Source organism: Naumannella huperziae, from assembly GCF_054073625.1.
Map to the genome: position 1 here is coordinate 1,277,156 of NZ_JBSXPH010000001.1, position 18,802 is coordinate 1,295,957.

The window sequence follows — 18,802 nt, forward strand, 5'->3', positions numbered from 1 at the left end:
GCTGCGGGGGGTCTGGGTGTCCTCTGTGGCGTGGCCGGGATCGTCCTCCTGTGGTGGGGATCGTCGGGGCAGGGGCGGGCGAGCCGCCGTCAGCGCTAGTTCGATCTCTTCGTCAGGTTTCGCCCGCTGGAGCTGGCGCCAGCGGGCGAGACCTGACGACGCGATCGGTCAGGCGAGCAGTGCCTCCGCGGCCGCGATCGCCTCGACGCGGCCCGGCCCGGCGGTCTCCAGCACGTTCCCGCGGAGATCCCGCGGCACTCCGGTGTTGATCACCAGCGCGTCCGGGCGCCGGTCCAGCACCGCGTCGAGCAACTCGGCGGTGGCGCCGTCGGGCTGCGCGCCCAGCAGCACGACCAGCGGCTCATCGTCCAGCCCGGCAAGATCGGCAATCGTCTCGATCACCACCCGCCGCGCCCCCGGCACCCGGGCGGCGAGTTCCACCAGCGCCCACGGCCGGGTACGCCCGGCGGCGATGTTGTCGGGCCCGCGCAGTTCGGCGAGCCAGGGCCGCGTACCCAGCTTCGGCAACGGGCCGGTACGCCGCAGCGCCTCGCGCGCGATCTGTGTCCCGACCTCGCTGCGGGTGCCGGGCGCCCGGCGTACCGGCTCCCCGAAGGCCGCCCGCCGGGCCGCCGCCCGCTCCGCCAGTCGGGCCACCCGCCCGGCCGCCTCGGCGAGCCGGGTCTCCCGCAGCGCGCCCGAGCGCACGGCCCCGATGATCGCGTCGACGATCTCGGCGAGCGCCGCGGCGGGGTCGTAGCCGCCGCCCACCGGATTCCCGATACAGATCAGATCCACCCCGGCCGCCAGCGCGAGCGCCGCGCCGCGGCCCATGCCCCAGCCGTCCCGGATCGCCGCCATGTCCAGTGCGTCGGTGCAGACCACCCCGTCGAAGCCGAGCTCGTCTCGCAGCAGCGCGATCAGCCGCGGGTTCAGCGTCGCCGGCTCGCGGCCGAACGCGTCGAAGATCACGTGCGCGGTCATGATCGCATCGGTCCCCGCCGCCACCGCCGCCGCGAACGGTTCAAGATCACGCTCCCGCACCACGGCCTCCGGCGCGTCCACCCGGGGCAGCGCGAGATGGGAGTCCTGCCGGGTCGCGCCGTGCCCGGGGTAGTGCTTGGCACACGAGGCCACCCCGCCCGCGTGCAGCCCGCGGACGAACGCCGCGCCGTGCCGGGCCACCAGCTCCGGATCATCGCCGAACGCGCGTACCCCGATCACCGGATTGTCCGGATCGGAGTTCACGTCCACATCGGGCGCGGCGGTCAGGTCGATCCCCTCCCCGCGCAGCGCGGCGCCCAGCTCGGCGGCCACTGCCTCCGTGCGTACCGGATCGTCGACCAGCCCGAGCGCGTGGGCGCCCGGCCAGGACGACCCGTCCGGCTCGAACCGGGTGACCGACCCGCCCTCCTCGTCGGAGCAGACCAGCACCGTCGGCGCGATCGCGCGCAGCCCACCGGTCAGCGCCGCGAACCCCTCGGTCGGCCGGTTGTGACCGAACAGCCAGGCCCCGGCGAGCCCGCGACCCAGCTCGTCGGCCAACCAGCCCGGCACACTCGTCCCGACGAATCCGGGCGCCAGCACGCCGCGCGCCAGTGCGGCCAGTTCCGACTCCGATTGCACGGCCACACTGTGCCACCGGCCGTTCCGCGCGGCCAGACTGAGGGAAGCCTAAGTTGGCTCACCCGGAGTGCGTTAGGGTTGGGCCCGTGCCCCGCCGCGAGATCACCGACACGATGCTGATGGACAGCGTTCGCCGGCTCGAGGACGAGCATCCGCCGATCCCGATGGGCTCGGTCGACTGGACCGTGCACGACCCCGGGGCGGTCGCCCGCGACTACGCACACATCCTCGACTATCTGGCCCGGGTCGAGCTCGAGGTCGACCGCAATGTGCTCGAGCTCCTGGTGCTGCTGCCCGATGTCAGCGAGGTCGACCGCTACTTCTACGCCGATGTCTGGCAACCCCAGGAGATCCAGCACGGCCTGATCCTGGACAAGCTGCAGACCGAGCTCGGCCTCGCCCCCGCCGAGCCGATGCTCGAGGTGCAGATGGGCATGAAGATGCTCGGCGCGCTGGCCCACATCGAGCCGATCCAGGAGGTGGCGCGGCTGATGTACTACCTGACCGGTGCGGCGACCGAGCGGCAGGCGGTGCTGGCGTACAACGCGATGACCAAGGGCATGAACAGCCTCGGCGAGACGGCGATCTCGCAGACGATCATCGGTCAGATCAAGAAGCAGGAGCCCGGGCACTTCGCCTTCTACAAGATGTCGGCGGAGAAGATGCAGCAGGACCGCGTGCTCAAGCCGTGGCAGTTGTGGCTGACGCGGCGACTGCGCAACTTCTCCTACGGCCTGGTCGGCACCAACCAGCGCAAGACCTATACCGCCGACATGGGCGGCGTGGTGATCGGGCTGGGATTCGCCGAGGACCTGGAGGCGTACGCCCGGGAGGTCTCCCGGGTGGAGAAGTCGATCTTGTGGGCCCACGACAAGGGCCTCGACTTCCCGCCCTACGTGCTGCGTGCCCTGCGCGAGTCCGTCGAGATGTATCGCGAGCGCGGCGGGCTCGGCGGGCCCGTCGTGCCCGCCTGAGACCGACGTCGCCGGTACGCCCGGTCAGCGGTCCACGTCGTGCAGGTGATGCACCGGGTCGTGGACGTAGTAGCGGGCCAGCGACTCCACCGTGAAGATCGTGCCGTCCGAGCGCCGGCCGGTACGCCCGAGGTCGCCGGCGGCCACCGCGGCGAAGGCGGCGGCGGTCCGGTCGGCCGCCCGGATCAGCGCCTGCCCGACGGCGGCCGGATCGGCCTCGGCGTAGCGATCGCGCTCTGCGGTCTCGTCGGGATCCCAGTTGGCGAACGCGGGATCGTCGTCGCCGAGCATCAGCGCGAGCCGCTCACCGAAGATGACATGGGCGTCGCGGACGTGGGCGGCGTACTCCAGCGGCGACCAGACCTCCGGCGCCGGCCGGTCGCGGACGTCCGCGCGGGCCAGCACCGCGGGCCAGGCGGCGGCATTCTCCCGCAGCAGTTCGGGGACGCGCTCATACGGCACGGTCGAGGCGTCGAACCCACACTCGGGACAGCGGCGCTCCAGCACCCAGGTCCAGTCCTTGATCTCGGCTTGCGGCATGGCCCGATGCTGGCGTGCCACGGCGTACCCGACCAGTGCTGCGCGCGCCAGGAATCGCAGCGATCCGGCCAGCGCAGATTGCGCGAGTGCCGCGATGGTCGTGATCTTCATCGTCGCCGTCGTGATCATGGTCGGCGCGGTGTCCTTCGCCGGGTACGCCCAGCCGGTGGCGACTTCCACAGCCACCTGACAGCTTTCCGTCAGCGGTCTCGCATGGTCGCCGGGTGAGATGTCGGACATGAGCCACTGGTCCGGGTCGGTGAACCGACATCCCCATCCCTCATCCCCTCGGTTCACCGACCCGCCAGTCGCTCGCCAGACCCCCGCCCGCCGCATCCCCGCCCCGTTGGTCGCACTCGCCGGGATCGCGACCGTGCTGGTGATGCTCGGCGGATCCCTGCTGCCGGGCGCACTGGTCGCCCGCGTCCTCGCACCGGGCGGCGGCGACCTGCCGACGGTTCCCGGAATCACCGACACCCGGCCGCCGACGATCGCCCAGGCGCCCGACGCCGCCCCGGCCTCGACCAGATCCGGGGTCGTGATCATCGACACCCGCACCTCGAACGGGATCGGGGCCGGCTCGGGTGTCGTGATCGGCGACGGGAGCCTGATCCTGACCAACTACCACGTGGTCGCCGACTCCGAGCGGGTCCGGGTGACCTCCGCCGGCGGCGAGGCCCAGTCCGCCACGATGCTCGGCTTCGACTCCTCCGCCGATGTGGCCTTGCTCGGCATCGAGAACGCACTGACTCCGGCCAAGATCGACACCGACGGCGTCGAGACCGGCGAGGCGCTGACCGCGATCGGCAATCCGGGCGGCGAGGGCCGGCTGCGCACGGTGGACGGCCAGGTCAGGGCGACCGACCGTTCGGTGACCGTGGCGGGGGAGAACGGAGGGTTCGGCTCCCGCCTCGAGGGAATGATCGAGACCAGCGTGCCCGTCGTTCCCGGTTACTCCGGCGGGGCGATGGTCGACGCCGAGGGCGAGGTCGTCGGACTGAGCACCGCGGGTTCGGTGATGCGCTCGGCCAGCCGCAGCGACGAGTCCGACGCTGCCCCGGACAGTTACGCCGTGCCGATCGCGACCGCCACCGAGATCGCCGCCCAGATCGAGGCCGGCGACAGCTCCGGGCCGGTGACCATCGGCCGGTCCGGCTACCTCGGCGTCAGCGTCGACACCGTCGGCGAGATCGTCGATGTGGTGCCCGATTCGCCGGCCGCCGGGGCCGGGATCGAGCCCGGTGCGGTCATCCTCTCGGTGGACGGTACGCCGGTGCAGAGCGGCGGCCGGTTGAGCAGCGTGCTCGCCGGCACCGAGGCGGGCCAGCGGGTCGAACTGGTCTGGACCGATGCCGCCGGCGAGGAGCGCTCGAGCAGCGTCGCGCTCGCGGAGAGCCCCGTGAACTGATCGGGCCCAACTGATCGAGCCCGCGTTGCGCAACACCCCGCCCCGGCGCGGGCCGCCCGTCTAGAGTCGAACTCCCCTCAATGTCGAGAGCAGCGCCCGGTGGGGCGCGGACGGGAGTCGGCGGTGAAGAGACTCGGACCGGCGCTGGTGGCCGGAGCGCTGATGCTGACGACCGGTTGCGCCGGGTTCGGCCGGCTCGGCGAGCAGCCGGGCATCACGACGATCACGGTCGCCAGCGTCAACAACTCCCAGATGCAGGACATGGCCTCGCTCGTCCCCGAGTTCGAGCGCACCCATCCCGGCGTACGGGTGAACATCTTGTTCATGGAGGAGAACGACCTCCGCGCCGCGGCCACCAAGGACGTCGCGACCGGCGGCGGCCAGTACGACGTGATGACGGTCGGCTCGTACGAGGTGCCGATCTGGGCCCGCAACGGCTGGCTCGTCGATCTCACCGACCCGCTCAGCTCGGATCCGGCGTACCAGGTGAACGACCTGATCGGGCCGATCCGACAGGCGGCCACCTACGAGGACCGGATGTATGTGGCGCCGTTCTACGGCGAGTCGTCGTTCCTGATGTATCGCACCGATGTGTTCGACGAGGCCGGACTGGAGATGCCGGAGAACCCGACCTGGCAGCAGGTCGCCGATCTTGCCGGGCAACTGAAGAGTCCCGAACGGGCCGGCATCTGCATGCGCGGCAAACCCGGCTGGGGTGAGGCCGGCGCGATCCTCGGTTCGATGGTCAACACCTTCGGTGGGCAGTGGTACGACATGAACTGGGACGCGAAGGTGAATGCGCCCGGTTTTGCCGATGCGACGAACTTCTACGTCGACCTGACCCGGAACGCCGGCGAGCCCGATCCCGTCTCCTACGGCTTCACCGAGTGCTACAACCTGTTCAGCACCGGGGGCGCGGCGATGTGGTACGACGCGACCTCGGCGGCCGGCGCGCTGGAGAGCGACGATTCCGAGGTTGCCGGGAAGGTCGGCTATGTGCCGGCGCCCGTGGTCGAGACCGATCAGGCGGGCTGGCTGTGGTCGTGGAATCTCGGCGTCAACGCGGCATCGACGAAGCAGCAGGCGGCGACCGACTTCGTGAAGTGGGCGACCTCGCCGGACTACATCGAGCTGGTCGGCAACGAGGTCGGCTGGTCCGAGCTGCCGCCCGGCACCCGCAATTCGACCTATCGGATTCCCGAGTACGCCGAGGTCAGCTCGGCCTTCGGCCCGCTCACGGTGCAGACCCTGTCCGAGGTCGACCCGGCGCAGCCGGGCGTGGCGCCGCAGCCGTGGGTCGGCATCCAGTACGTCTCGATCCCCGAGTTCCAGGACGTCGGGAACCAGGCGACCCAGGCCTTCGCCGATGCGCTCGCGGGTCGCACGAGCACCCGACAGGCGCTCGACGAAGCCCAGGCGATCGCCCAACGCGCGGGCGAACAGCAGCGAAGGGAGGCAGGCCAATGACGACCGCGACCGCCGAGGCGCCCGAGAGCGTGAGGCCGCGCACCAGGCCGCCGTCGCACCAGGATCCGGCCGAGCGCCGGTTCGCGCGGACGCTGCTGCTGCCGGCGATCGGTGCGCTGATCCTGATCACCCAGATCCCGTTCGTGGTGACGATCTTCTATTCCTTCCAGCACTGGAACCTGTCCCGGCCCGAACAGCGGGGCTTCGCGGGCCTGGAGAACTATGCGGCCGTCTTCACCAACGGCTACTTCCTGCCGTCGGTGCTGGCGACCGTGCTGATCGTCGGCGGCTCGGTGATCATCTCGTTGGTCCTCGGGCTGCTGCTGGCCGTCCTGCTGAACCGCGAGTTCTTCGGCCGCAGCCTCGCGCGGACCCTGCTGATCACGCCGTTCCTGGTGATGCCGGCAGCGGCCTCGCTGATCTTCAAGTGGTCGCTGCTGAACACCGAGGGCGGCATCGTCAACTGGTTCCTCGGGTTGCTCGGCATCGGCCCGATCGCCTGGAACACCGACCATCCGATGCTCAGCGTGATGATGGTGATGGTCTGGCAGTACACGCCCTTCTTCATGCTGCTGCTGCTCGCCGGCCTGCAGTCCCAGGACGGAGAGGTGCTGGAGGCCGCCGATGTCGACGGCGCCGGCCCGGTGCGGCGGTTCTTCTTCATGACCGTGCCGCATCTGCGTACCTATGCCGAACTGGCGATCTTGTTGGGCACGATCTTGATGTTGCAACTGTTCGACCCGATCAACATCATCACCAAGGGGGCGGGCGGCACCAAGACCTTGCCGTACCTGCTGTACGAGCGGGCCTTCATCGGCCAGCAGGTCGGCGAGGCCGCGGCCTACGGCGTTGTCACCGTGGTGCTGATCATCGTGGTGGCGACCTTCGCCCTGCGCAAGCTGTTCCGGGTGTTCACCGAGGAGGGGCGATGAGCGCCGTGACCGAACCCGCAGCCAGCGCCGAGGCGACGCGGGCCCGGCGGGGCGGATCGCCCGCCGGCCGCAAGCTCGGCGGAGCGCTGATCACCCTGCTGACCTGGCTGCTGGTGTTCCTGTTCTTCTTCCCGGTGCTGTGGACGGTCTTCACCTCGTTCAAGTCCGAGGCCGCGGCCGCATCCCCGACGCCGTTGATCAACACACCGTTGACCCTGGACAGGTACGCCGAGGTCTTCGAGCGGGGGATGGGGTTGTACCTGCTGAACTCCGCGGCGGTGTCGATCGGCTCGACGATCGTGGTGATGGCGCTGGCGATCCCGGCGGCGTACGCCCTGTCGGTACGCCGGATCTCGAAGTGGTCCGATGCATTGTTCTTCGTGATCTCCACCCGGTTCATGCCGTTCGCCGCGGTGATCATCCCGATCTTCTTGCTGCTGCGGCAGTTCGGGCTGCTGGACAACCTGACCGTGCTCGGCATCCTCTACGTCGGGATCAACCTGCCGCTGGCGATCTGGATGATGCGCTCCTTCTTCGAGGAGGTGCCGGCCGCGATCGTCGAGGCGGCCCAGGTGGACGGGGCGACCTACTGGCGCGAGCTGTGGCGGATCGCGTTCCCGATCGTGGCGCCGGGCGCCGCGGCGGCCGCGCTGATCTGCTTCATCTTCGCCTGGAACGAGTACTTCCTGGCGCTCCTGCTCACCTCGGTCGCCGCGATGACCACGCCGCCGTTCCTCGGCTCGTTCGTCGACGGCCGCGGCCAGTTCCTCGCGGTACTGAGCGCCGCGGTGACCATTGCCATCGTGCCCGTGATCCTGGCCGGCTGGCTGGCCCAGAAGCGGCTCGTCCGCGGCCTGGCGATGGGCGCGGTCAAGTAGTCGAGCGCTGCTCGAGCAGGCGAGGAACGAGCGCCGTCGAGACCTCGCGCGGTCGAGACCTCGAGACCTCGCGTCGTCGAGACCTGGCGCCGAAAGTGACCTTGAGACCTCCCGCCGTCGAGCCCTCGCGCCGACGAGACCTGGCGCCGAAAGTGACCACTGGTCGGGGTTTGGGCGGGTTCGGGCGCCGGGCGGTGGCCAAAACCCTGGCGAGTGGTCGGTTTCGGCGATCGGCCGGGGGTTTCGACAAGCCGGACCGAGCGCCGCCGAGATCTCCCGCCGCCGAAACCTCGCGCCGAAAGTGACCACTGGTCGGGGTTTGGGCGGGCTTGGGCGCCAGGTGGTGGCCGGAATCCTGGCGAGTGGTCGGTATTGGCGCTCGGCGTGGTCGCGGCAGGCTGGACCGAGCGCAGTCGAGACCTCGCGTCGTCGAGACCTGGCGCCGTCGAAACCTCGCGCCGAAAGTGACCACTGGTCGGGGTTCGGGCGGGTTTGGGCGCGGTGTGGTGGCCAAAATCCTGGCGAGTGGTCGGTTTTGGCGCTCGGCGGGGGTCTCGACAAGCTCGACCGGCGTTGGTCGAGGTCGAGCCCTCGCGCCGCCGAGCCCTCCCGCCGTCGAGATCTCCCGCCGTCGAGACCTGGCGCCGTCGAAACCTGGCGCCGAAAGTGACCACTGGTCGGGGTTTGGGCGGGCTTGGGCGTGGTGTGGTGGCCGGAATCGTGGCGAGTGGTCGATTTCGGCGATCGGCGGGGGGCTCTCGACGGGCTCTACCGGCGTCAGGCTCGATCGGCGGGGGGCTCTCGACGGGCTCTACCGGCGTCAGGCTCGACCGGCGGGTTCGACCGGCCTGGGCCGGACCGGCGTACGACGATTTGGGCTGCGGGGGATCGGGCACTAGAGTAGAGCGTCGGTCACCCGTGTGGGTGATGCATGTCCGCATTCAGGAGTTCCGAGCGAACAGTTTAGGGAGCAATGGCAAAGAAGGAAGGCGTCCTCGAGCTCGAGGGAACCGTGGTCGAGGCCCTGCCCAACGCGACTTTCCGCGTCGAGCTGAGCAACGGCCACAAGGTGCTTGCCACGATCAGCGGCAAGATGCGCCAGCACTACATCCGGATCCTTCCGTCGGACCGGGTGGTTGTCGAAGTCTCCGCCTATGACCTGAACCGCGGCCGCATCGTCTACCGGCACAGGTGACCGGGGTCAACAAATCATCAACTCCCCGACGGGTGCACGCCTGCCCGGGGCCAGATCGAAAAGAGAGCTCGATGAAGGTTCAGCCGAGCGTCAAGAGGATCTGCGACAAGTGCAAGGTGATCCGCCGGCACGGTCGCGTGATGGTGATCTGCGAGAACCCGCGCCACAAGCAGCGCCAGGGCTGACCAGCCCGCTGCGGCCGGGCCGCAGTCACGGCTCGACGACAACTGAATAACCCAACAACGTGAATGCAGCCCGCCGCTCGCCGGCGGGTCCACCCCCGGTCGGAGGCCGGGGCCCGCACCGCCGGGACGCTTCACGCCGACACCTCCGATGAGTGAAAGAGTCACACATGGCACGCCTCAGTGGTGTCGACCTGCCGCGCGACAAGCGCCTCGAGGTCGCACTCACCTACATCTTCGGCGTCGGGCGTACCCGCGCGCTGGAGACCCTGAAGGCCACCGGCATCTCCGGTGACCTTCGCGTCCACGAGCTGAACGACGAGCAGTTGGTTGCGCTGCGCGACCACCTCGATGGCAACTACCAGATCGAGGGCGACCTGCGCCGCGAGATCGCCGCCGACATCCGCCGCAAGGTCGAGATCGGCACCTACCAGGGCCGGCGGCACCGCTCCGGTCTCCCCGTCCGCGGCCAGCGGACCCGCACCAACGCCCGTCAGCGCAAGGGCAAGCGCAAGCCCGTCGCCGGCAAGAAGAAGTAAGGACGCACCAGATGGCTACTGCAGGACGCAGCAGCGGCGCCAAGAAGGTGCGCCGCAAGGAGAAGAAGAACATCGTCGCGGGCCAGGCCCACATCAAGTCGACGTTCAACAACACGATCATCACGATCACCGACCCGACCGGCGCGGTCATCGCCTGGGCCTCGGCCGGCACCGTCGGCTTCAAGGGTTCGCGCAAGTCGACCCCGTACGCCGCCCAGATGGCCGCGGAGGCCGCCGGCCGGCGCGCCATGGACCACGGCATGAAGCGGGTCGACGTGTTCGTCAAGGGCCCCGGTTCCGGCCGGGAGACCGCGATCCGTTCGCTCGGCGCGGTCGGCCTCGAGGTCGGCGCGATCGCCGACGTGACCCCCGTACCGCACAACGGCACCCGCCCGCCCAAGCGGCGCCGGGTCTGATCGAGACGACACAGGAAAGGACTGAATCATGGCTCGTTACACCGGCCCGCTGACCAAGAAGTCGCGTCGTCTCGGCACCGACCTGGTCGGCAACGACAAGGCCTTCGAGCGCCGCCCCTACCCGCCGGGTATGCACGGCCGTGGCCGCACCAAGGAGTCGGAGTACCTGCTCCAGATGCGGGAGAAGCAGAAGGCCCGCTACGCCTACGGCGTGCTGGAGAAGCAGTTCCGCCGCTACTACGAGGAGGCCAACCGGCTCACTGGGCGCACCGGCGACGTGCTGTTGCGCATCCTCGAGTCCCGGCTGGACAACGTGATCTACCGCGCCGGCTTCGCCAACACCCGCCGCCAGGCCCGCCAGTTGGTCAACCACGGCCACTTCGAGGTCAACGGCAAGAAGGTCAACATCCCCTCCTACCGGGTCAGCCCGCACGATGTGATCACCGTGCGCGAGAAGTCGACCGACCTGCACCCGCTGGTCGTCGCCCGCGAGACCCATGGCGAGCGCGAGGTCCCGGGCTGGCTGGAGGCCCGCACCGACCCGATGATGATCTTGGTGCACGCGCTGCCGAAGCGCGAGCAGATCGCCGTCGACGTCCAGGAGCAACTGATCGTCGAGCTCTACTCCAAGGTGAGCTGAGCCCGCCACGCCGGTGCGTCTCGCGGTGATCATCATCCGCGCGGCGCACCGGCGTACCAACCCGGTACGCAGCAGCGACCGGGTCCACCCATTCGCCGTCAAATAGCGGGCGGCCGAAAGGAAACCGAACATGCTGATCGCACAGCGCCCCGCACTGTCCGAGGAGAAGGTCGACGAGTTCCGTTCGCGGTTCGTCATCGAGCCGCTGGAGCCCGGCTTCGGCTACACCCTGGGCAACTCCCTGCGCCGCACCCTGCTGTCGTCCATCCCGGGCGCCGCGGTGACGAGCATCAAGATCGAGGGCAACCTGCACGAGTTCTCCACCATCGAGGGCGTCGTCGAGGACGTGACCGAGATCATCCTCAACCTGAAGGCGTTGGTCGTCTCCTCCGAGGAGGACGAGCCCGTCGTCATGTACCTGCGCAAGTCCGGCGCCGGTGCCGTCACCGCCGCCGACATCGCGCCGCCGGCCGGGGTCGAGATCCACAACCCCGAGCTGCACATCGCGACCCTGAACGACAACGGCCGCCTGGAGATGGAGCTGGTCGTCGAGCGCGGCCGCGGCTATGTCTCCGCCGTGCAGAACAAGGGCTTCGAGAACGAGATCGGCCGGATCCCGGTCGACTCGATCTACTCCCCGGTGCTCAAGGTCACCTACAAGGTCGAGGCCACCCGCGTCGAGCAGCGCACCGACTTCGACAAGCTGATCGTCGACGTCGAGACCAAGCCGGCCATCCGTCCGCGCGACGCGGTCGCCTCGGCCGGGCGTACCCTCGTCGAGCTGTTCGGCCTCGCGCACGAGCTGAACACCGAGGCCGAGGGCATCGAGATCGGCCCGTCGCCGGTCGACGAGCAGCTCGCCGCGGACCTGGCCCTGCCGGTCGAGGACCTGAACCTCACCGTGCGGTCCTACAACTGCCTCAAGCGCGAGGGCATCCACACCGTGGGCGAGCTGGTCTCGCGCTCGGAGCAGGACCTGCTCGACATCCGCAACTTCGGCTCCAAGTCGATCGACGAGGTCAAGCTGAAGCTGGCCGAGATGGGCCTGTCGCTGAAGGACAGCGCGCCCGGCTTCGACCCGCTGACCGCGATCGGTCGCTACGACGACGAGGACACCGAGGGCGACGAGCGCGGCGACGCCGACTTCGCCGAGACCGAGCAGTACTGAGCGGCCACCGAAGATCAATTGGAGAACTGACAGATGCCTACCCCCACCAAGGGTCCCCGCCTGGGCGGCAGCCCGGCACACGAGCGGATCATCCTGGACAACCTGGCCAGCCAGTTGTTCGAGCACGGGAAGATCACCACGACCGAGGCGAAGGCGAAGCGGGTACGCCCGCTCGCCGAGAAGCTGATCACCAAGGCCAAGCGCGGTGATCTTGCCGCCCGCCGGCAGGTGCTGACCCACGTCCGGGACAAGTCCGTCGTGCACGTCCTGTTCACCGAGATCGCCCCGGCCCTCGCCGGGCGCGACGGCGGCTACACCCGGATCATCAAGGTCGGGCCGCGCAAGGGCGACAACGCCCCGATGGCCGTGATCGAGATCGTCACCGAGTCGGTCGAGGAGTCCCGCAACGCGAAGTCGGGCGCCAAGCCCGCCAAGAAGGCCGCCGCCAAGAAGGCACCGGCCAAGAAGGCCGCCGCCGCGCCGGCCGCCGCCGAGGAGGAGACGACCGAGGAGAGCAACGCCAAGGCCGCCGCACTCGCGGCCGCCGAGGTCGACACCGCCGCCGACGAGTCTGCCGAGGCCGCCGCCGACGAGACCGCGACCGAGGACGCGGCCGCCGAGGTCAAGGACTACGGCAAGGGCTCCTTCCGCGGCGAGACCCCGCCGGAGGGCTTCGCGATCAAGGGCAACGAGGACTCGATGAAGTTCCACACCCCGGAGTCGCGCTGGTACGACCAGACGGTCGCCGAGGTCTGGTTCGACTCCGAGGAGTCCGCCGAGGCCGCCGGCTTCAGCAAGGCCGGCTGACCCGCCGACAGCCAGCCGACAGACAACGGGCGCCGCACCACTTCGGTGGTGCGGCGCCCGTTGCGCGTCAGTCGTGACCGCGCCTCACTTCAGGCGAATGAACTCCACGTCGTAGCCCTGGTCGGTGCCGCGGTTGCGCTCGGCGACCTGGGACTTCGCCTTCGGCCCGGAGGTATTGCCCTCGATGGTCGTGAACGACGCCCCGTTGACCGTCTTCACGATGCCGATGTGGTCCCAGACCCCGTTGTTGTCCCAGTCGTAGACGGCGAAGTCGCCGGGGCGGGCCTGGCCGACGAAGCTCATCTCGTCGTTCGCTTCGGCCTTGGCCCGGTAGTGGCGTACCCCGACCATGTTGTAGGGGTGGAGGCCGAGTTGCTTGCTGGTGACCCAGGACACGAAGCCCGCGCACCAGTTGCCCGTCTCGCGGTTCGTGGTGTCCAGGTGCGACCACTCGCCGTAGAAGAACTTCTGGGCATCCGGGCCGGCCACGATGCCGACCTGCTGCTCGGCGAGCGCCAGGATCTTCTTGGCCCGCTCGTCGGTCGTCGGCGCCTCGCAGTCGGTACGCGAGATGCCCATGCTGCGCATCGTCTCGGGGCCGGCGATCCCGTCGGCCTTGAGGCCCTTGGCGGTCTGGTACTTGCGCACCGCCTCCGTCGTCGCGGTCCCGTAGGAGCCGTCCTGGTCGATGCCGACCCGTGCCTGCACCTGCTTGATCTTCGCCGAGACGGCCGCTGCGGTCTGCGGCCCGTAGGAACCGTCCACCTCGATGCAGGCATCGGTCTGGAAGGCGCGGACGGCGGCCAAGGTGTTCGTACCGTTCTCGCCGTCGACGGCGTCGTGGTAGTAGTCCAGGCCGCGCAGATTGATCTGGGCGGTGCGGATGTCGGTCGAGGCCGCGGTCTGCTCGGCCGGCGCCGGCGCAGCGGTCGCGGTGGGCGCGGTCGACAGGCCGCCGAGCAGTACGCCGGTGCTCAGGGCCGCGGCGCCGAGCCCGGCGAAGATGCGCCGGCCGAGGCGGCGCGGCGTCGTGGGAGCGGTCATCATGGATCCTCTCGTCGTTTCCCGGAACCCCAGCCCACGGCCCGGCCCGCCTGTCCCACAAGGGCCGGCCCGTCCTCCCGGACGTCCCGGACACCGCGTCCGGTCGGTGCCCGGACGCCGCCGCGGCGTACCCGTGCAGCCCAGCGGGCCGGACGTCCGGCTCCGTTAGGCTCGGCCCGTGAGGTCACCGATTCCGGACTATCTGACCCAGGTGCTCGACACCTGCGGCGGCGACACCTCCGGCGCGCCGGCCGACTACATTCCCGAACTGCGCGACGCCGACCCCGACCGGCTCGGCGTCTCGCTGTGCACCGTCGACGGTGCCGTCTACGACGTCGGCGACACCGCCGACGAGATCAGCATCCAGTCGGTGTCCAAGCCGTTCGCCTACGCGCTGGCGGTCATCGATCGCGGGCTGGAGGCCGTGCTGCAGAAGATCGATGTGGAGCCGTCGGGGGATGCGTTCAACGAGATCTCGCTGGACCCCGCCACCGGGCGGCCGCGCAATCCGATGATCAATGCGGGCGCGATCGCCGCACACGCCCTGATCGACGGCGACAATCTCGATGCGCGCGTGGAGCGCTTCCGCGAGTTCGCCGGCCGGCTGGCCGGGCGCGAGCTGACCGTGGACGAGGCGGTGTTCGCCTCCGAGATGTCCGAGGCGTACCGCAACCGCGCCCTGGCCAATCTGCTGCGCTCGCGCGGCATCGTCGAGGGCGACCCCGAGGACGCCGTGCGCGGCTACATCCGGCAGTGTTCGATCAACGTCACCGCGCACGACCTGTCGGTGATGGCGGCGACGCTGGCGGCCGGCGGCGTCCAGCCGCTCACCGGGGAGCAGGTGATCCCGCCGCGGGTGAACCGGCAGGTGCTGAGCGTGATGACGACCTGTGGGATGTACGACGCGGCCGGCGACTGGGTGACCAGCGTCGGCATCCCGGCCAAGAGCGGGGTGTCGGGGGTGCTGATCGGCGCGCTGCCCGGGCAGGTCGGACTGGCGACGTTCTCGCCGAGGCTGGATGCGCACGGCAACAGCGTCCGCGGGGTGCAGATCTTCGAGCGGCTGTCGGACGACATGGGCATGCACATGATGGAGGCGCCGCAGCCCGCGCGGTCGGTGATGCGGTCCCGGCGCGACGATGCCGACAGCGCGGTCTTCGAGCTTCAGGGCAGCGTCCAGTTCCCGCAGGCGGAGCGGATGTTGCGCGCGCTGGTCGAGCAACCGATCACCGAGCCGCGCGCGGTGTTCGACCTGACCCGGGTCTTCGCCGTCAACGATGTCGGACTGCGGATGCTGCAGGAAGGTCGGCGCCGGTTGGAGGCCGACGGCATCGAGGTGATCGTCGACGACCCGGACGGGGTCTATCTCGGCAAGGCGGACGACGCCTGACCGGTCCGGCCCGGCGCCTCGGCGTTAGGGTGCGCTGGTGAGCAACACCCGAGACATCGAGTCCGGCATCCACACCGACTTCGCCAGCGAGATGAGCTATGGCTCCTATCTCGATCTGGACACCCTGCTGTCGGCCCAGCATCCGGTCAGCCGGCCCGAGCATCACGACGAGCTGCTGTTCATCATCCAGCACCAGACCACCGAGCTGTGGTTCAAGCTGGTGCTGCACGAGCTGCGCTCGGCCTCCGCGCTGCTGCGGGCCGATGAGTTCCGCGAGTCGCTGAAGCGGATCGCCCGGGTGAAGCACATCCAGCGCACGCTGACCGAGCAGTGGTCGGTGCTGGCCACCCTGACCCCGACCGAGTACGCCGAGTTCCGCGGCTTCCTCGGTCACTCCTCGGGATTCCAGTCCTGGCAGTACCGCGCCGTCGAGTTCGCCCTCGGCAACAAACATCGCGGCATGCTCAACGTGCACCGCGCCGACCCCGACGTCCATGCCCTGCTGACCGAGTTGTTGGAGGCGCCGAGCCTGTACGACGAGTTCCTGCGCGCGCTCGCGCGTCGGGGGTACGCCATCCCGGCCGAGGTGCTCGACCGCGATGTCACCCTCGCGCACACGCCGAACGCGGAACTGACCGAGGTCTTCGTCGAGATCTATGCCAACGCCCATGATCACTGGGACGTCTACGAGGCGTGCGAGGAGCTGGTCGACCTGGAGGACAACTTCCAGCTCTGGCGCTTCCGGCACCTGAAGACAGTGCAGCGCACGATCGGGATGAAGACCGGCACCGGGGGATCGTCCGGCGTCGGCTTCCTGCAGCGCGCGCTCGACCTCACGTTCTTCCCCGAGCTGTTCTCGGTACGCACGGAGATCGGCGCGTGAGGGCCGCCGAGCTCGACGCCGCGGACCCATTGGCGCAGTTCGGCGCGGAGTTCCTGCCGGCCGAGGGGGTGTCGGCCTATCTCGACGGCAACTCGCTCGGCCGGCCGCTGCGGGCCAGCGCGGAGCGCGTGCAGGAGTTGATCAACGGCGCCTGGGGGACCGGGCTGATCCGCTCCTGGGACGAACAGTGGATGGCCGAGCCGCTGCGGCTGGGCGACGAGCTCGGACGGGTGGTGCTCGGCGCCGGACCCGGGCAGACCATGATCGGCGACTCGACGACAGTGCTGCTCTACAAGTGGTTGCGGGCGGCGGTGGCGCTCGACCCGCGGCGCAGCAGGATCGTGCTCGACACCGAGAACTTCCCCACCGATCGCTATCTGGCCGCCGCGGTCGCGCGGGAGACGGGCGCCGAGCTGGTCTGGCTGCGACCGGATCCGGCGGCCGGGGTCAGCCCCGAGCAGGTCGCCGACGCCGTCGACGGGCGTACCGCCGTGGTGTTGTTGAGCCAGGTCGCCTACAAATCGGCCTGGCTGGCCGATCTGCCGGCGATCACCGCCATCGCACACGAGGCCGGCGCGCTGGTCTTGTGGGACCTGTGTCACTCGGCCGGGGTGGTCGGGGTCGATCTCGATGCCGCCGATGTCGATCTTGCGGTCGGCTGCAGCTACAAGTTCCTGAACGGCGGCCCGGGCGCACCCGCCTTCGGCTATGTCGCGGCACGGCTGCAGGATCGGCTGGAGCAGCCGATCACCGGCTGGATGGGGCATGCGGACCCGTTCGCGATGGGTCCGGACTATCGGCCGGCCGACGGGATGCGCCGCTTCATCAGCGGTACGCCGCCGATCCTCGGGATGGCGCCGATCGCCGACATGATCAGGCTGATCGAGCGGGCCGGATTGCCGGCGATCCGGGAGAAGTCGATCAAGCTCGGCGAGTACGTGATCGCCGAGGTGGACGCCCGCCTCGCCGGCCTCGGGGTGCGGGTCGCCTCGCCCCGCGATCCGGAGCGCCGCGGTGCGCACGTGACGCTCGCGCACCCGGGATTCCGGGAGATCTACCGGGCGCTGTGGGGCGAGGGGGTCATCCCCGACTTCCGCGAGCCCGACGGCATCCGGCTCGGCCTGTCGCCGCTGAGCACCAGCTTCGCCGAGGTCGAGGCCGCCCTCGACGCGATCGAGCGCCAGCTCCGCTGAGCCGGGGCTACTCCTGCGTCGACGGTGCGGGGCCGCCGCGGGGCAGCCGGGCCACGACCTCGCGAAAGTGCGGTGACTCGGGGTCGATCACGTCGAAGTGGTGGGCGCCCGGCAGCTCGACCAGGGACTCCGGGAAGGCCCGGCCCTGCTCGATCGGCACCGTCACGTCGTCGGTCCCGTGCAGGACGGTGACCCGACCCGGGCCGTCGGCTTCTGCCAACGACCGAGGGTCCCAGCGGGCAAGATCACCGTCGCCGAAGAAGGCAGCGACGGCCCCGCGGCCGAGCCCCTGCTCCCGGGCCGCGGCCAGATCCGCGACGGGCGCCAGCGCGATCGCCTCCGCGATCAGGCCGCGCGCGGCGAGCCACAACACCAGGTGGCCGCCGGCGGAGTGCCCGAGCCAGGTCGCCTCGCCGAGCGTGTCCACCCCGCGCCCGTGTCCGGCGGTCGGCGTACCCGCCAACCGGGTCAGTGCGGTCAGTGTGCGGTCCGGGTCGCCGGGTGTTCGCGGATACTCGGCGAGGTGCACCGCGTACCCGGCATCGCCGAGCGCGCGCGCCGTGGTGCGGGCGTGGGCCCGGTCGGTGGTCGGCCGCCAGAAGCCGCCGTGCACGAAGACCACGGCAGGGCCGTCGGCGGGGCCGAAGACCTCCATCAGCTCGTCGGGATCTTCCCCGTAGGCCCGCACCGGCCCGGGCGGCACCGCGTCCGCGCGCAGTCGCGCGTTCGCGTCCTCCTCGGCGGCCCTGGCCCGGCGCGCCTGCTTCTCGTCCATCGCCCGATGCTCTCACGCCCGAATGTGGCGAGCCCGGCCCGCCCAGGGAGGCGGACCGGGCTCGCGCGGTCAGGAACGGGTCGGACTCACTCCGCCTGGGGAGACGGGATGGCACGAGCAGCCTGGAAGCGCTGCGCGGCATCGGCCCAGTTGACGATGTTCCACCAGGCCTTCACGTAGTCCGGCTTGACGTTGAGGTAGTCGAGGTAGAACGCGTGCTCCCACATGTCGAGGACCACCAGCGGCGTCTGGGTCGCGGGGATCTGGGCCTGCTGATCACGCAACTGGAAGATGCTCAGCCGATCGCCCAGCGGGTCGTGGGCAAGGATCGCCCAGCCGGAGCCCTGGATGCCGGTTGCGGCGGTGGTGAACTGGTTCTGGAAGTTCTCGAAGGAGCCGAAGTTCTCGTCGATGGCCGCGGCCAGCTCGCCCTCGGGCTGACCGCCACCGTCCGGCGACAGGTTCTTCCAGAAGATCGAGTGGTTGACGTGACCGCCGAGGTTGAACGCCAGGTCGGTCGTCAACTGGTTCAGGTTGGCCAGATCACCGGCCTCGCGGGCCGCGGCCAGCTTCTCCACCGCGGTGTTCGCGCCCTTCACGTAGGTCGCGTGGTGCTTGTCGTGGTGCAGCTCCATGATCTTGGCGGAGATGTGCGGCTCCAGCGCGGCGTAGTCATAGGGGAGATCGGGAAGGGTGTACTCGGCCATGATCGATTCCTCTCGTTGATCTTGTACCTGCCAGCATG

Annotated in this window: 20 protein-coding genes; 15 read left to right on the forward strand and 5 right to left on the reverse strand. The window is 69.9% G+C overall.

Annotated elements, in window-relative coordinates:
- Positions 1–168: 168 nt before the first annotated feature.
- The gene (locus tag ACXDC7_RS06085; RefSeq protein WP_459221537.1) at positions 169–1,626 is read right to left on the reverse strand and encodes a glycoside hydrolase family 3 N-terminal domain-containing protein; all 1,458 of its coding nucleotides are present in this window, start codon (positions 1,624–1,626) and stop codon (positions 169–171) included.
- 86 nt (positions 1,627–1,712) lie between these two features.
- On the opposite strand from ACXDC7_RS06085, the gene ACXDC7_RS06090 reads away from it, so the two are divergent.
- A complete protein-coding gene (locus ACXDC7_RS06090) occupies positions 1,713–2,600 on the forward strand; it encodes a GTP-binding protein LepA (RefSeq protein WP_459221538.1) in 888 nt (295 codons plus the stop codon).
- Between the two features lie 24 nt (positions 2,601–2,624).
- Here the strand turns inward: ACXDC7_RS06090 and ACXDC7_RS06095 are convergent, their stop codons facing one another.
- A complete protein-coding gene (locus ACXDC7_RS06095) occupies positions 2,625–3,326 on the reverse strand; it encodes a DinB family protein (protein ID WP_459221539.1) in 702 nt (233 codons plus the stop codon).
- Positions 3,327–3,486: 160 nt separating this feature from the next.
- Here ACXDC7_RS06095 and ACXDC7_RS06100 point away from each other — a divergent pair, with 160 nt between their 5' ends.
- The 11 genes from ACXDC7_RS06100 to rplQ all read left to right on the forward strand — a co-directional run bounded on the left by ACXDC7_RS06100 (position 3,487) and on the right by rplQ (position 12,772).
- A complete protein-coding gene (locus ACXDC7_RS06100) occupies positions 3,487–4,548 on the forward strand; it encodes a S1C family serine protease (protein WP_459221540.1) in 1,062 nt (353 codons plus the stop codon).
- A 123-nt stretch (positions 4,549–4,671) separates the two neighbouring features.
- A complete protein-coding gene (locus ACXDC7_RS06105; RefSeq protein WP_343045853.1) occupies positions 4,672–6,015 on the forward strand; it encodes an ABC transporter substrate-binding protein in 1,344 nt (447 codons plus the stop codon).
- Positions 6,012–6,947: a carbohydrate ABC transporter permease gene (locus ACXDC7_RS06110; RefSeq protein WP_179444354.1), complete on the forward strand. Its 936-nt coding sequence runs from the start codon at positions 6,012–6,014 to the stop codon at positions 6,945–6,947. Before ACXDC7_RS06105 ends, ACXDC7_RS06110 begins: the two co-directional genes overlap by 4 nt.
- A complete protein-coding gene (locus ACXDC7_RS06115) occupies positions 6,944–7,825 on the forward strand; it encodes a carbohydrate ABC transporter permease (RefSeq protein ID WP_179444353.1) in 882 nt (293 codons plus the stop codon). The genes ACXDC7_RS06110 and ACXDC7_RS06115 overlap by 4 nt, the downstream gene beginning before the upstream one ends.
- 973 nt (positions 7,826–8,798) lie before the next feature.
- Entirely contained in the window at positions 8,799–9,020 is a 222-nt protein-coding gene (gene infA / locus ACXDC7_RS06120; protein ID WP_179444352.1) for a translation initiation factor IF-1, read from the forward strand.
- Positions 9,021–9,091: 71 nt separating this feature from the next.
- A complete protein-coding gene (gene rpmJ, locus ACXDC7_RS06125) occupies positions 9,092–9,205 on the forward strand; it encodes a 50S ribosomal protein L36 (RefSeq protein ID WP_013862061.1) in 114 nt (37 codons plus the stop codon).
- A gap of 167 nt (positions 9,206–9,372) precedes the next feature.
- Entirely contained in the window at positions 9,373–9,741 is a 369-nt protein-coding gene (gene rpsM, locus ACXDC7_RS06130; protein ID WP_179444351.1) for a 30S ribosomal protein S13, read from the forward strand.
- Positions 9,742–9,752: 11 nt separating this feature from the next.
- The gene (gene rpsK / locus ACXDC7_RS06135) at positions 9,753–10,157 is read left to right on the forward strand and encodes a 30S ribosomal protein S11 (protein ID WP_179444350.1); all 405 of its coding nucleotides are present in this window, start codon (positions 9,753–9,755) and stop codon (positions 10,155–10,157) included.
- A gap of 28 nt (positions 10,158–10,185) precedes the next feature.
- Positions 10,186–10,797, forward strand: a complete 612-nt coding sequence (gene rpsD / locus ACXDC7_RS06140) for a 30S ribosomal protein S4 (protein WP_179444349.1) — start codon at positions 10,186–10,188, stop codon at positions 10,795–10,797.
- A 130-nt stretch (positions 10,798–10,927) separates the two neighbouring features.
- Entirely contained in the window at positions 10,928–11,965 is a 1,038-nt protein-coding gene (locus ACXDC7_RS06145) for a DNA-directed RNA polymerase subunit alpha (protein ID WP_179444348.1), read from the forward strand.
- Between the two features lie 33 nt (positions 11,966–11,998).
- On the forward strand, positions 11,999–12,772 hold the full coding sequence (rplQ, locus tag ACXDC7_RS06150) for a 50S ribosomal protein L17 (protein WP_459221541.1): 774 nt from the start codon (positions 11,999–12,001) through the stop codon (positions 12,770–12,772).
- Positions 12,773–12,856: 84 nt separating this feature from the next.
- Here the strand turns inward: rplQ and ACXDC7_RS06155 are convergent, their stop codons facing one another.
- Positions 12,857–13,816, reverse strand: a complete 960-nt coding sequence (locus ACXDC7_RS06155) for a peptidoglycan-binding protein (protein WP_459221542.1) — start codon at positions 13,814–13,816, stop codon at positions 12,857–12,859.
- A gap of 178 nt (positions 13,817–13,994) precedes the next feature.
- Between ACXDC7_RS06155 and ACXDC7_RS06160 the strand changes: the two genes are divergently transcribed.
- Genes ACXDC7_RS06160 through ACXDC7_RS06170 form a run of 3 tightly spaced genes read left to right on the forward strand, consistent with a single transcriptional unit; the run spans position 13,995 to position 17,282 of the window.
- Positions 13,995–15,206, forward strand: a complete 1,212-nt coding sequence (locus ACXDC7_RS06160; RefSeq protein ID WP_179444345.1) for a glutaminase — start codon at positions 13,995–13,997, stop codon at positions 15,204–15,206.
- 37 nt (positions 15,207–15,243) lie between these two features.
- A complete protein-coding gene (kynA, locus tag ACXDC7_RS06165) occupies positions 15,244–16,089 on the forward strand; it encodes a tryptophan 2,3-dioxygenase (RefSeq protein ID WP_459221543.1) in 846 nt (281 codons plus the stop codon).
- On the forward strand, positions 16,086–17,282 hold the full coding sequence (locus ACXDC7_RS06170; protein WP_459221544.1) for a kynureninase: 1,197 nt from the start codon (positions 16,086–16,088) through the stop codon (positions 17,280–17,282). The genes kynA and ACXDC7_RS06170 overlap by 4 nt, the downstream gene beginning before the upstream one ends.
- A gap of 7 nt (positions 17,283–17,289) precedes the next feature.
- Here ACXDC7_RS06170 and ACXDC7_RS06175 read toward each other — a convergent pair whose 3' ends face one another.
- Complete coding sequence (locus ACXDC7_RS06175; RefSeq protein ID WP_459221545.1) at positions 17,290–18,057, reverse strand: alpha/beta hydrolase family protein; 768 nt, start codon at positions 18,055–18,057, stop codon at positions 17,290–17,292.
- An 86-nt stretch (positions 18,058–18,143) separates the two neighbouring features.
- Positions 18,144–18,764, reverse strand: coding sequence for a superoxide dismutase (locus tag ACXDC7_RS06180; RefSeq protein WP_179444342.1), 621 nt, complete (start codon positions 18,762–18,764; stop codon positions 18,144–18,146).
- Positions 18,765–18,802 lie beyond the last annotated feature (38 nt).

What these genes read in the sequence shown, in the direction of transcription:
- ACXDC7_RS06110 (WP_179444354.1), top strand. Translation starts at nt 6,012, where the DNA reads ATGACGACCGCGACCGCCGAGGCGCCCGAGAGCGTGAGGCCGCGCACC.
- ACXDC7_RS06115 (WP_179444353.1), top strand. Translation starts at nt 6,944, where the DNA reads ATGAGCGCCGTGACCGAACCCGCAGCCAGCGCCGAGGCGACGCGGGCC.
- infA (WP_179444352.1), top strand. Translation starts at nt 8,799, where the DNA reads ATGGCAAAGAAGGAAGGCGTCCTCGAGCTCGAGGGAACCGTGGTCGAG.
- rpmJ (WP_013862061.1), top strand. Translation starts at nt 9,092, where the DNA reads ATGAAGGTTCAGCCGAGCGTCAAGAGGATCTGCGACAAGTGCAAGGTG.
- rpsM (WP_179444351.1), top strand. Translation starts at nt 9,373, where the DNA reads ATGGCACGCCTCAGTGGTGTCGACCTGCCGCGCGACAAGCGCCTCGAG.
- rpsK (WP_179444350.1), top strand. Translation starts at nt 9,753, where the DNA reads ATGGCTACTGCAGGACGCAGCAGCGGCGCCAAGAAGGTGCGCCGCAAG.
- rpsD (WP_179444349.1), top strand. Translation starts at nt 10,186, where the DNA reads ATGGCTCGTTACACCGGCCCGCTGACCAAGAAGTCGCGTCGTCTCGGC.
- ACXDC7_RS06145 (WP_179444348.1), top strand. Translation starts at nt 10,928, where the DNA reads ATGCTGATCGCACAGCGCCCCGCACTGTCCGAGGAGAAGGTCGACGAG.
- rplQ (WP_459221541.1), top strand. Translation starts at nt 11,999, where the DNA reads ATGCCTACCCCCACCAAGGGTCCCCGCCTGGGCGGCAGCCCGGCACAC.
- ACXDC7_RS06155 (WP_459221542.1), bottom strand. Translation starts at nt 13,816, where the DNA reads ATGACCGCTCCCACGACGCCGCGCCGCCTCGGCCGGCGCATCTTCGCC.
- ACXDC7_RS06175 (WP_459221545.1), bottom strand. Translation starts at nt 18,057, where the DNA reads ATGGACGAGAAGCAGGCGCGCCGGGCCAGGGCCGCCGAGGAGGACGCG.
- ACXDC7_RS06180 (WP_179444342.1), bottom strand. Translation starts at nt 18,764, where the DNA reads ATGGCCGAGTACACCCTTCCCGATCTCCCCTATGACTACGCCGCGCTG.